Source organism: Paenibacillus sp. J22P15, assembly GCF_056269345.1.
Genome location: NZ_JBWDNT010000006.1, coordinates 79,206 through 92,524 on the forward strand (window position 1 = coordinate 79,206; position 13,319 = coordinate 92,524).

Sequence of the window (13,319 nt, forward strand, 5' to 3'; positions counted from 1 at the left end):
TCTTACTCCTTTCTAGATTCGGCAGTAGTAGGTATATCTATTATAATTTTCGTCCCTCTACCGGGATTTGAGTCTATATCCATCCTTCCCTCAATCAGCTCAATGCGTTCTCTCATTCCTACCAATCCAAAGTGTGCGTTTCTAGTAGCATCCTGCTCAATTAAACCGCTATTAAAACCAACACCGTTATCTTGAATGACGAGTGAAATATGCTGTGGCTGATAGTTAATTTCGAGCGATATATGAGAAGCGCTCGCATGCTTAAGTGCATTGGTAAAAGCTTCTTGAACTAGGCGGTAGATCGCCGCTTCCATTGCAGAGGGCATCCGAGAATCTTTTCCGATCAGCTCGAATACGGTATGTATTTTTGTTTTCTCTTCAAAATCCTGCGTGAATTTGCGAAGAGTCGGTACAAGTCCCAAATCATCCAAAGCCATTGGACGCAAATTAAATATAATTTTGCGAATTTCTTCTAGACCGGAACGAACTTGTCCTTTCAAATCTACTAATTCTTCCTGTACCATTACAAATTCCTGCTTGATTAGCATACGTTCTGCAATTTCTGTTCGAAGTACAATGTTGGCGAGTGATTGCGCTGGTCCGTCATGGATTTCCCTAGCGATCCGTTTACGCTCTTCCTCTTGGGCCAAAATAATCTTTAAGCCGAGCAGCTGCCTCGTTTTGGCAGATTCAATAATACGTGTAACCTGATTAAGGTCACCCGATAAATATTCAAGCACAACATTTATTTGTGAAGCAATCGTTTCAGCACGTTCAATTGAATTTTCCACATTTCGAACACGTTTTTGCAAGTCATCCCGACGCGCCTTCAAATAGGATTCCTTCTCGCGGTAAACCATTAAATCCAACTGGATTTGTGTAGCCTTCTCATAAGCAGACTTAATGTCTTCTTCCTTAAAACGCACAAAATCCCGACTTACTTCTGTCAGCCTTATACGCGCACGGCGATAGTCCTGCTCGAGCTGATCAACCTTATCTATCGTCTTCACCGTTTCTTGAAGCACGACTTCAAGCTCCTGCTCGAGCGATTCCAGCTCCGTACGCGCTGATTCACATATTTCATAAATCTGGTATTTACTATCTTCCATCACTTCAATTGCATTTTTAATAACTCGATTTATATCGACTGTAAGATGGTCCACGGCAGATCGGCAACCTTTCTATATTAAAGGTTAATCCACTCTATCATACCACAGATTGGATATCTTTCGTCCACCGTTAATCGATGGTAATCTTTTTGGCTTTCCCGTCATACCCGACCTTAAGGCCTAGTTTCTCCGAAAATAAGCGCACTGGAATTAACGTTCGATTATTACGAACTATTGGAGTTATTTCTGACGATTGCAGCGTACCATTTAAAATAAGATCCTTTTTACCGAGTGTCATTTCCATCAGTTTATTGCCCCGAAGAACTGTAACTTGCCCCGTTTTACCGTCAAATAACAACTTGGCTCCCATGGCATCGGATACGAATCGCACCGGTACAAATGTCGTTCCATTCAACACAATTGGCGCCGAATCGAGCTGAATCGCTTTACCATTCACTGTCGCTGCTGATTTACCTACAGTCATTACGACCTTAGTTTTTGTATCAACCGTTACGGAAGGCGGATATTGCAGCATCATGTTATCTAGTCCGATCGAACCTGTAGCTGCTCGTTCATCCTGGCCTTCTGCAATGGTCACAACATATATTCTTTTCAGTTTGACTGGGAATTTCATCTTTGCAGATGACAAATTCATCTTCACGTTTTTCCAGCCGCTCCAATCAAGCTGCTTGGCAAGGTCGAGGAGATGCGCTTTGCCGTCCGCATCGATAAACTCTGCGCGAACCCAGTTTAGACTGTTATCTCCGTAAAGATCGACCGTCATCGAAGTAGGAGAACCCTCAATTGTACGGCCATTTGTATTAAACACTGCATAAGATGCTTTTGTTCCAGTGCCATTTGTGAAATCATAATCCACCTTCAATGCTTTTGCCGACTTTTGTCCTGCGAAATCCGAAACTAAGCTCACGCTTCCTGTTGTCGTATCAGCAGGCGTGACCTGTGATGTAATTGGATAGGTCGATTTTTCGAAATTCTCAAAGGTACTGACTGCCTCGCCTTGGGTGAAGGGAATCATCGCTGGATAGCCGTCATACCTTGCAATAGCATAGCCGAGAGTCGCTCCTGGATTAACGGATTGTACGGTCAAAGTATCGCCAGAACGAGCAGCAGTAAATCCGATAAATTCCCATTTCACAGAGTCAGCGCTTAGCTTGTGTGAACTTCCATTTTTGAGCTTTACGGTAAGCGGGACAGAAATGGTGGCTCCTTTTGTCAGCTGGCCCGCTGTCGTATCAATGGAGAGTGATGTGATTTGATCCTGTCCAATCACTTCGATTTCTTGTTTTGTTGAGATCGCGCCAGACTTCACACTAAGTGTCGTTTTGCCAGCCTTAGTCGCAGTGAATTCATTTCCTTGAAAGGTTCCAATAGCTTTGTCAGAGCTCCATACCGCTGATGTATTGTCTACTTCAAACGGATTATAGTACGTATCGTAACCTTTTAATGCATATGATGATTTCTGCCCTATAAACATGATGTTAGCACCGCTCACAGAAATGCCTTTGAGTGAACCCGCTGGAGCTGATGTGAATACCCCTATTCCGTTCGATACGCTTCTTTGGGTGGAGCCATATTGGGTGGAATGCGCCAGCTTCAAATCATAGCTTCCAAGCGGACGCTCGACCATCGTCGTGGAACCGCCACCATCGAGGTTGACTCCTTTATAAACCCCAAGCTGCAGCATAACCTGCTGGAGTTCTTTCAAGCTTAAGCCTGTGTTGCCTCCGAAACGCTCGCTTGTAATGAGATAGACCTTAGTCCCGTCCTGTGAATAGCCGACCGCTGAACGAGAAGTATAAGAGGAGCCGCTTACTCCGGTAACATCACGGGAAAATGTTGCCGCTGCTCCCCCATTAACTAATAGCGTATGTCCGCCTGCCATCATTTCGAAGGCGTTTGGATCAATCTTCGCTCCTGTTGTTTGTGATACTAGTGAATAATCTGCATTTATAGGTTCGCCGACTTGTAAATGCTCCTTTACGAACTTAGCTGCAAGACCATGCGACCGAAGGATGTAGCCATCTGCTGGCACTTTTCCAGCTATCGCCTTGTCGATTGAAATTTCCTCAATAATTCCATTGCGAACTAACACTTCCGTAGGCGTAGAGGCCGAATTTTTCGGACGTTCTACTCCTCCCCATGCACTTGTATAGATATACATCATATTGACATGACTAAAGTTAGTGCCTGTAGTCTCGGGAATATAAGCCGATTGATTCAGTCCTTCAAGCGGGAATACAGAACCATCTGCTGCCGTTACCGAGCCATTAAAGGTATAGTTATCGATCATCGGTTTGCGGTCTTTGGATACCGAGAAGGCATACATTCCCTTTAGTTTAGCAGGACTCGACATCAACAGTCCGTTTGCTACTTGTCCGCCAAGCGGAGCACCTTCATTGCCCATTACGAATACATCTGCATTAATGGACGCTACCGCTCCGTTTTCTTTTGTCATATTTAGTATTGAGTTTAATTGACCTATGCTATTGTTTTTTCCGCTAATCGTATTTAAGGATACATAGGGATTCGTTAGATCTATTTCAATGACATGCACATCGGTTTTTACCTTTGCGTTTCCTCGCGTCGTATTGAAAACGTAGTCCAAACGCTTAGCGCCTGCCGTAATGAATGATTGCTGCGACAGCTTGAGGACAGGATCAGCAGCAGCCTCCGCTGGCTCGATTACTGCGCTCTGCCAGCTGCTCGGCATGATTGCAGCAAATGGCTGTACCAGCAACGCTCCACCTAATACTACGATAATAACCCTTTTTCCTAAGCGTTCTGACTTTCGATCTATTATTTTTTGAAACTTGCTCATTAGAATTACAACTCTCCCATCGAATAATCTAATAGTTATAGACTACAAGAGTGATAGAAAAGTTCCGCATGATAGAAGACTGCTATCGTTTTTTATAGGTTGATAGATATCCGCTATGAATATGGTTGAAGTAACTAGTATAAAAAAATAGCTCGCCGTATAGGCGAGCTAAGGTTTGTAACTCTATTTATGAACTCAAAAATTTCACCTTTTCCAGTAATCGAAGGATCATGACCGTTCCTTCAGCACGCGTTGCATTCGTTTGTGGACTGAGCGTTGTCGCTGTTTTGCCGCTAATAACCCCAATATACACCGATTTCGCCATGTCTGTCTGCGCCCATGCGCCAACCTTACCGCGATCCGTATACTTCTTGAGATAAGCCGAAGCTGATTCCGGCAGTTGAACCGTAAGACCAGCCACCTTCGCTGCTCTGATCATCATAACAGCCATTTCCTGCCTTGTAATCGGATTGTTAGGCTTGAAGGTGCCGTCTGTATTACCTGCAACGATTCCGGCTGCTGATGCGGCTCCAATGTAGGCTCCCATCGCCGTGCTCGCATTTACATCCTTGAACTTAGCTGCTGCTGCCTTGTCGCTGCTTAAACCGAGTCCTTTGGCAATATAGGTTGCAAACTCTCCGCGTGTAATAGCCTTCTGCGGTTCGAACTTCGTCGCTGAGCGGCCTTCCACGATGAATTTCCTCGACATAATATGAATTGCAGAAGCTGCCCAGTGCTTTGATAGGTCAGAGAAGGCAGCCGCACTAGATACTAGCGCATAAGCACTATTTCCTTTGCTCTTAAAAGCTGCTGTCGTCCTGCCACCGCTTGTTGACAGCACGGTCGGAACGTAGGATAGCCCGCCTGTTGCAGGATCAAACCAGACAACTGCTGTCTTACTTGCATCTACATTTTGAGAGGTTTGAATCGTACGCGACACATAATTGCTAAAATCATTATAAGGCTTCTGTACAGCACCGCTCAGAACAACCACATCGAAGTGATAAGGACCAGACAGCAAGCTCGTGTATGAGCTGTTAATTTTTGAACTGATCGTACTCGTTAATGCAGATAGCCCTTGATCGATTCGAATGAGCAATTGTCCTTGTGCGATGCTGCCTCCTAGCAAAGTATTGATTTTCATATAATCCGACGCATCTAATTGCAGCTCATAGGTCACATCGCCATATTGAACAGCAAATATTGAGTTTGCATTTAAACGATAGGCTGCATCAAGCGCGCTTATTGGAATAGCTACGATCGCTGCGCGTTCAGTTGAAGGCACCTTAAACGCGACACGAGGAATAGATAAACCTGCTGTGCGAGCTGCTTGGTATGCTGCAAGCACTTTCTCGTATGATACCGTATAACGGTTGGCTTGTGTGCCAGTCGGTGATGTATCAAACATCGTTGTGGCTGACGTAAGCTTCAGACCAATACCGCCGCCATCTGCAGCTTCGAAGTCACCAGACAATCCATCGAGCAGCGTCGTCTGATTAGCTGCATGGATGTCCGTAAAGCTATTTATTGTCGAACCGTTATTTGTTCGAAGCCCTGAAGTCGTAGAAAAATAAGTTACGGTCACCGTTTCCCCCATCAGTATGGGAGAAGCAAGCGTTAAAATAACCGAAGATCCACTAATATCTACTCTCGAAACCATTCTTAAAGAATTATTTGCTTTTACGAGAAACGAAGTGGTAGAAGGCAAATAGCCGGCATTTAACGATTCACCAAAACTAATCGTTAATGTTGAGCCTTTGGCAATCACTCCGGAAATGTTTGCGTTTTGCCCGCCGCCTCCACTGCCACCGCTTCCGCTTGAAGTGACATTATTAAATGACGGTGCAGCATTACCTGCTAAATCCGTAATTAGCGATACAGACGGTACATAAGATACAGATACGACTTGTCCAGGTATCACTCCTGTCGATAGCGTCAGTATGACGGAGTCGCCTGAAATGTAAACCTGAATGACAGGGCGTGCGACACGATCTACAAGGACACTAAACTGCCCAGGGGACAGTACCGTTTGTGAATTCAAGCTTTTGTTATACTTCAAGGTAACAAGATTACTGTTGTAACTTATATATTGCAACGTAGGAGTTCCCGTATCAGGTGTGCTATACATGCTGTAGTTATTGAAACCAGCCAAATAGTTACCGGCCATATCCCTAATTGGATAAGCTCCTGGAGCGTAAGAAACAGTGACGTTCTGATAATTCTGAATCGCTCCATTTACAGTTAGTAAAATGTTGTTCCCTTTGCTTGAGATCGATGTCGTACTATAGTTAACGCCGCCAACGTTAACAGTAAATTGTAAATAGGCATAGCTGTTTACTGACATCAAATCCTTGTCAAAAGACAGAGTAATTGCGCTGCCAGTAGCGTTCCCGCTTACGATCTTCGGTGGGTTGATATCCTTTGCACCCGCTACGTCCTGATTGGCAATACTTGCTGCTTCATTTCCAGATGTATCTTGAATAAGTCCTGTTGCAGCCTTCGAGTAGGATAGCTTCACCAGCTGGCCAGCTACAATTGGACTCGCTAAAGTAAGAATAACTGCTTCCCCTCGAACCTGTACGCCGGCTACAGTTCGAGGTGCCCCGTTGACCGTCACGTAAAAGCTGCCCGGTGATGGAATTGTATGCACGTTCAGCTCCTCGTTGTAGGTCAAAGTAATTGTTGATCCGCTCCACTCCAGCTTGCTTATGACAGGAGCCGCTGTATCCGAACCGAAAGTACGGAACGTCCACTGGTATTCATTCAATATGCCGGCAAAGCTGTTGCCTGCTAAATCAGTCACTGCACTTGCATCAATCGTTACATAATAAACCGTATTAGCATGCAAGGCTTCGGAGGGCGTAATGACCAATACATTATTATAGGTTCCATGAACATAAGAGCTAGCAGGAATAGGCTTAAGCTCATTATTGCCAATAGGATTAAATGTTATCGCACCTGTAGCGCCTTTCTTAATGGCTTCACTGAACGTCGCTGTTAAGGATTGACTTAATCCTACGGAAACGGCATTGTTTATTGGATTTAATAAGGATAACGTTGGTCTTACTGTATCTTGAGAAACGGTGAAGGACCAATAAGTCGGTGAAGTGATTCCTTCATAGTGATTACCCGCCGCATCGCGAATGGCGCGATTGCCGATTGTTACATAATATTTCGTATTATTTACGAAAGCTTTCTCCACCTCGCTGGTGATCAGCCTATTTGGATCTATTGTTAATTGATAAGTTCCTCCGCCGGTCACACGTTCCGATGTAATAGGGATGGAACGGAATAATGCTCCCGTTGCAGACTCTCTAATTTCAATAAACCCGCTGCTTGGAAATACCGGTTCATTAAAATTAATTTTGAGTACAGAGCCTAGGCTGCTGATCGCTGCACCTGCTGCTGGGTATAATTCTGTTGCAGCAGGGGGCGTCTTTTCATTGCCAGGATCTGTACTGAAATTCCAAACCGATGCGCCAGCAATACCGTGATACCATTGATCACCACTTGGGTCCACCTGCGTAAACGCGCCAGCATCAATCAATACATAATAGGCCGTATTCGGCTCAAGAGTCGTGTTAGGCGAAATTTTCACCTGATTACCCACTACATTAACATTTGAAGACAAAACCTTAATTCGTTCTATGGTAGTATTATTGCTTATTCTGCGTATTTCAATATATTTATTTGCACGTGCTTGTACGTTTTTATCAAAAGTGATGGCAAGTCCTGAGTTGATCGGTACAGAAGTAGCATTGTCTAAGGGAGCAAACGCTGCCACATTTACGGGTGCTGCGTCTGTAGTAAAGCTCCATGATGTACCGTAATATAGATTCCCCGCTGCATCTTGAAATGCCGTATCTGGAATCGTAACGGTGTAGGTTGTATTAGGCTGTAGTGCTGCCGGCGGCTGAATTACGATTTGGTTCGTCCCGCTGCCTCTTACGGCATTGGATGTAACGGCAATCGTCCGTTTGTCCTCTAAAGAACTAATCTGAATGTTTCCACTTGCAACATAAACAGGCTCATCAAATGAAATCGTGATGGGAGTAGTTACCCCTATAGGGGCTGCCGAAGGAAACACGCCTGTATGAGACGGTCTAGTTACGTCTACTTCAGCGACCGTTCGAAAATTCCAACTGCTTGCGCTATTAATTCCAGCATATCCTACACCGTTGGATTGATTAACAAACGCACCTGCGTCAACCAATATGTAATAATTTGTGTTTAAGGCAAAATGTTTCTCCGGATCTATAGTCACAATACGCTGTGTTGAATCAATGGTGATACGATGAGACGATAAAGGAATACTCTCCACCAAATTGCTGGTTGCATAATCAAAGATAGAAATAGACGTGGAATTAGAGCCTTTGCTTACATTCTCATCAAAGGTCATCTTTAAATCAGCCGATATTGATACATTATTAAGGTCATCGGAAGGGCTTAAGCTTAATACGACCGGGCCCGCAGATGCGGCATCCGCTTGATGAGGGCCCAAAGACCAACCTGACAGGCTTAATTGGAGCAGCAGCATAACGGCGATAAACGAAGATAGCTTGCTCGTTCGATTCATTTCAATTCACTCCTCAAAAAATTACACTAGTACCTTATTTGTCGGCTTCTTAGCATGAAAAATTTAGGTTAAACTTCATTTTTGTAGCGATAGACAAACAAAAAAGCTGTCCAAGAAGTAGATAATCTACTTTTTGGACAGCTCTTGAAGTTTTATACTCCGCTTTGAACGCCAGCGTCTGCTTTAAGCTTATCAGCTTTGTCGACACGTTCCCAAGGAAGATCAACGTCTGTACGACCGAAATGACCGTATGCAGCCGTTTGTTTGTATATTGGACGACGCAGATCAAGCATCTTGATAATGCCTGCAGGACGAAGGTCAAAGTTGCTAGTGATGAGCTCAACGAGCTTATCTTCGCCAATTTTACCTGTACCATAAGTATCCACGTTAATCGATACCGGTTGAGCAACACCGATTGCGTAAGCCAATTGGATTTCGCATTTGTCTGCAAGTCCTGCAGCTACGATGTTCTTAGCTACATAACGAGCAGCATAGGCTGCTGAACGGTCAACTTTTGTAGGATCCTTACCTGAGAATGCGCCGCCGCCATGACGCGCGTAGCCGCCATACGTATCAACGATAATTTTACGGCCAGTTAGACCGGCATCACCTTGCGGCCCGCCGATTACGAAGCGGCCAGTTGGGTTAATGAAATATTTAGTTTCAGCATCAAGCCACTCAACAGGAACAACCGGCTTAATAACATGCTCAAGAATATCTTGTTGAATTTGCTCAAGCGTAATTTCTTCCGCATGCTGTGTAGAAACAACAATCGTGTCTACACGAACTGGTTTGCCGTCAGCATATTCAATTGTAACTTGCGTTTTACCATCTGGACGAAGGTAATCCAAAGTTTCGTTCTTACGAACTTCGGACAAGCGACGAGCGATACGGTGAGAAAGAGCAATAGGAAGCGGCATAAGCTCAGGAGTTTCGTTTGTAGCAAAACCAAACATTAGTCCTTGGTCGCCTGCGCCGATATCTTCATTCTCTTGCTTCATATCTTTGCCATCACGAGTCTCAAGCGCTGCGTTAACGCCTTGTGCTATGTCAGCAGACTGCTCATTGAGCGATGTTAATACTGCGCATGTGCTGGAGTCAAAGCCATATTTGGCACGAGTGTAACCAATTTCCTTAATTGTACGACGAGCAATTGAAGAAATATCAATAAAATCAGCACGGCTGCTAATTTCTCCAATAACCAAAACTAGCCCTGTTGCTACAGAAACTTCACAAGCAACACGAGCGTTTGGGTCTGCTTCTAGAAATGCATCTAAGACAGCATCGGATATTTGATCACAAATCTTATCCGGATGGCCTTCAGTAACTGATTCTGACGTAAACAAATGGCGTCCTTTAACCGACATCCGTATCAACCTCCTACAACCTTAATATTCAATAAGTGCGGACATTCTACATAAAAAATGAACCTTTTCCCTAAGGAAAAGGTTGTTTGACAACTCTTCTAAAACAGTATGATACCGAAAATGTCGCTTTGTGTCAATGGACGCCGGAATTTCCAATAATAACTACTGGTAACCGCCAAGTACTGATTCTGCTTGTGCAATCAGCCGTCTTGTGATCTCTCCGCCCACTGAACCAGCTTGTCGTGTGGATAAAGCAGACCAATGAACGTTCTGACCAGCTCCAGCGCTAGAAGAGGCACCTAGCTCTCCAGCAAATTCAGTGTCTGCTCCTGCATTTGCATAACCGCCTGAGCTTAACCCAAATTCTGCAGCAATTTCATATTTCATTTGATTAAGAGCTGCCTTACTGGTTGGTACAATTACTTTATTCGAACGACTCATAAATGACACCTCCGAAGAATATAGGAACACAATTGTATTGTGCATCCTTTCATCAACTTTGAAGCGTATAATCTATTGTCAATTCGGGTAAAATGTTGAGCATCCATCCAAATTATTGCAAGGAGTAACTCCCTTTAACCAATACTGTCAGACCATTCTTTTGGTTAGGGTCCGGCAATATGCCGCGTCCTTCACGTGGGAATAGCAGCAAATGATTGGTCGGAACAGCTTTACCCTTCGTTAAATCCGTACCGCCTGTAAGATCAGCAATACCGCTTGCATCAGAGCTGAAAGCAATTGCTTTGCCTACACGTACAATGACTTCTGTACCTTGGCCTGCCATAAGTGTCTTACCTGCTGGCACTATAACAACTTCTAACGAAGAATCAGCAACAGGTGGTGTCGTTGTACCTCCTCCTGCAGAGCCTCCGCCTAATTTTGCAAGCTGTTCATCTACATAGCTCTTAGTGACAACAGGATCTTCTACAGAGCCAGGAGTCAGCGCATTGGATTCTGCTTCTAGCGGAGAAGCAAAGTTCACGCCAACCCACACGCCTGCTCCTACTAATACAACAGCAATTATACCGCGTAGTACCTTCTTTTTCACTGAAAAGTCTCCTCTCTATCTCTCATCTCCTATAAAGATACTAGATTTAAGTAGGAGAAACCAGTTTTTTTATCCCATTTTTATTGATGAGTACCGTCAAGCCAATTTATTGCCATAGACCATTGTGTCGGTACACTAGCTAATAATTTCTTATTCCCATTAAAGGTATCATAAATCTTCAAAGTGTAATTATCCCATATAGCCAAATTTTTAATTTCTTCTTTTAGTTCGCTATAGTTACTACCAAGTTTCCATTTGATGCTTCCTTCAACATTGCCCTCAAAAGAAATAGTCTTCGAAATAATAACTTGATTAATATCCTCACGCTCTAACTCCAAAACTAATTGTGATTGTGTATAACTGTCATAATCATTATTTTTTGTAACTATCCCGCCGATATCTGCGTCAAGTATGTTACCATCCATAAACGAATTAAAATAATTCATCTCAATAGTATATGGACCTACTTGTAACTCTTTAAAACTAGAAGTTGCTTGTTTTTCTTCAGGAAGTGACAATTGAACTCCACGCAAGTAGCCAGTTGCCTCACCTGTTCCTTGAATTAGTCCATTATCGTTATATGCTTCACCTAGAATAAGCTTTATACCTGTTTTATCAATACCAGTAGGCAATTCAGTCCAAACGGTCATTTGTTCCTTTTTCGATGGATTTATTAGAACTTTAGCTGTCTTTTGAACTTTTGCTTCAAAAATATTTCCATCAGCTGTTTGGAAGTAACCAGACCAAGCTGGCAAGGAACTACTTCTATTTTGTTTATTCGTAACATCGACGGTTACAGCAAAGGTGTCATTTTTCACACCAGTATAAGTTCCAACATTTACAACTTGTGCTGTGAAAGGTACCCCGTTACTTTGTTGGGAGTATGTAGATCCTAATCCTATTACTGAAATTGGTGTAACAGTTGACTTCGTTAATTCTGCTACCTCATTTGACGTCTCATTAACTTTCTCGCTCAATTTCAAATTGAATTTTTTCCATTGATATGAATAAGGAATAGTTCCTACATAGCTAATAGTAGTTTCTGCACCTGGAGCTATACCTATAACCCCACTATTTTTAATAGTTTTTGTTGTAAGCTTAATATTTTCATCAATTGAAAATAGCCCTGATAGTTCAGGCAATGGTAAATACACAGATTCTTTATTGCGAATAACTAATTCTGCTACGACTTGATCCTGATTATTTAAAGGAAAGCGTTGAACATTTTTCAATTCGACTTCATAAGTACCATTATCATTAGTAAATGATGTTTTTGCTGTTGTTGTCGTTGTAGTGAGCTTAAATGGAGCTTCCATAACAACTACTGGAAGTTCAACTTTGGCTGCTTCTGCAACTCCAATTGCTTGTGTTATAACAAGCTTCCAACCACTAGTGGAAACATTAAGAGGAATGTTTCCTGTTAATCGTACTGCATTTAAAACTGTCGGCTCTAAAATGAGCGTCTCGTCCGTTTTATTTCTTAATGCTAGCTTATAAAGTCCTGATGGCGTTTGGATATAATAATTATATTGGGGTAAAGCGACTCCGAATTTCCCCTTATTGCGAGCTACAAGAGATAAATTAAACACATAATTTTTCTCATTTTTTGTAGCATTAATCTGATCAATTCTTACATTCACGTTAGAGTTACCAATTAATACAGATTTAAAACCACCTGCTTTCACATAATTGGAGAATCCCTTAGGAAAAGTATATTTTGCTACAGATCTCTCATAACCGGGTACACTGAAATCGAACTTAACGATGTTCACTACTAACTGGTCTAATGTAATTTTCGAACTGACCTCACTATAATAAGTTACAGTCGTTGAGGATTTTGGCAGTACTTTCTTTTTCTTGTCTGCATCCAAAAGTGTCAAATTATATTTACTACCACCAGTAGACTTCAACCTCGCCCAATAATCAACTAAATTTATAGGTGTGCTATCTCCATTATAAAACGTAAATGTAAAACTTGCTGTTGCACCACTAGCACTTGGTACAAGATTAGCATCTGTTAATTGGACATAGGAGGCTTTAGATAGACTTACCTTTTTAAATACTGCTGAAGTATTTGCTGCATTTGTCACTGGAACAACTGATACGAAAATAATAAGTGCAATTAATAATGAAACATACTTTGATAATTTACTAAAACTTCCTCGAGTCATTTTATCCACTCCATATCTTTTGATATACATGTTTAGACGTCGGAAACTACTGTTATGTTTCACCATTTATAAAATATCTAATTTATAACCTCCTTTTATTCAAAAACATATTTTATGTACTTTTAATCTTTTAATCATGATTATAAATATAAACCATTTATGTGAATAGTATATGAACAAAAAAGGCCGACGCATTAGCGTCGGCCTTT

At 42.5% G+C, this 13,319-nt stretch carries 7 protein-coding genes; all 7 read right to left on the reverse strand.

Annotated elements, in window-relative coordinates:
* Positions 1 to 2 precede the first annotated feature (2 nt).
* The 7 genes from AC0YN6_RS15305 to AC0YN6_RS15335 all read right to left on the reverse strand — a co-directional run bounded on the left by AC0YN6_RS15305 (position 3) and on the right by AC0YN6_RS15335 (position 13,110).
* On the reverse strand, positions 3 to 1,163 hold the full coding sequence (locus AC0YN6_RS15305; RefSeq protein ID WP_475747864.1) for a sensor histidine kinase: 1,161 nt from the start codon (positions 1,161 to 1,163) through the stop codon (positions 3 to 5).
* A gap of 76 nt (positions 1,164 to 1,239) precedes the next feature.
* Positions 1,240 to 3,948: a stalk domain-containing protein gene (locus AC0YN6_RS15310; protein WP_475747865.1), complete on the reverse strand. Its 2,709-nt coding sequence runs from the start codon at positions 3,946 to 3,948 to the stop codon at positions 1,240 to 1,242.
* 187 nt (positions 3,949 to 4,135) lie between these two features.
* Complete coding sequence (locus AC0YN6_RS15315) at positions 4,136 to 8,524, reverse strand: Ig-like domain-containing protein (protein ID WP_475747866.1); 4,389 nt, start codon at positions 8,522 to 8,524, stop codon at positions 4,136 to 4,138.
* A 152-nt stretch (positions 8,525 to 8,676) separates the two neighbouring features.
* The gene (gene metK, locus AC0YN6_RS15320; RefSeq protein WP_475747867.1) at positions 8,677 to 9,891 is read right to left on the reverse strand and encodes a methionine adenosyltransferase; all 1,215 of its coding nucleotides are present in this window, start codon (positions 9,889 to 9,891) and stop codon (positions 8,677 to 8,679) included.
* 162 nt (positions 9,892 to 10,053) lie between these two features.
* The gene (locus AC0YN6_RS15325; RefSeq protein WP_475747868.1) at positions 10,054 to 10,332 is read right to left on the reverse strand and encodes a small, acid-soluble spore protein, alpha/beta type; all 279 of its coding nucleotides are present in this window, start codon (positions 10,330 to 10,332) and stop codon (positions 10,054 to 10,056) included.
* Between the two features lie 112 nt (positions 10,333 to 10,444).
* Complete coding sequence (locus tag AC0YN6_RS15330) at positions 10,445 to 10,939, reverse strand: hypothetical protein (RefSeq protein ID WP_475747869.1); 495 nt, start codon at positions 10,937 to 10,939, stop codon at positions 10,445 to 10,447.
* 80 nt (positions 10,940 to 11,019) lie between these two features.
* Positions 11,020 to 13,110, reverse strand: coding sequence for a hypothetical protein (locus AC0YN6_RS15335; protein WP_475747870.1), 2,091 nt, complete (start codon positions 13,108 to 13,110; stop codon positions 11,020 to 11,022).
* Between the last annotated feature and the right edge of the window lie 209 nt (positions 13,111 to 13,319).

What these genes read in the sequence shown, in the direction of transcription:
- AC0YN6_RS15310 (WP_475747865.1), bottom strand. Translation starts at nt 3,948, where the DNA reads ATGAGCAAGTTTCAAAAAATAATAGATCGAAAGTCAGAACGCTTAGGA.
- AC0YN6_RS15315 (WP_475747866.1), bottom strand. Translation starts at nt 8,524, where the DNA reads ATGAATCGAACGAGCAAGCTATCTTCGTTTATCGCCGTTATGCTGCTG.
- metK (WP_475747867.1), bottom strand. Translation starts at nt 9,891, where the DNA reads ATGTCGGTTAAAGGACGCCATTTGTTTACGTCAGAATCAGTTACTGAA.
- AC0YN6_RS15325 (WP_475747868.1), bottom strand. Translation starts at nt 10,332, where the DNA reads ATGAGTCGTTCGAATAAAGTAATTGTACCAACCAGTAAGGCAGCTCTT.
- AC0YN6_RS15335 (WP_475747870.1), bottom strand. Translation starts at nt 13,110, where the DNA reads ATGACTCGAGGAAGTTTTAGTAAATTATCAAAGTATGTTTCATTATTA.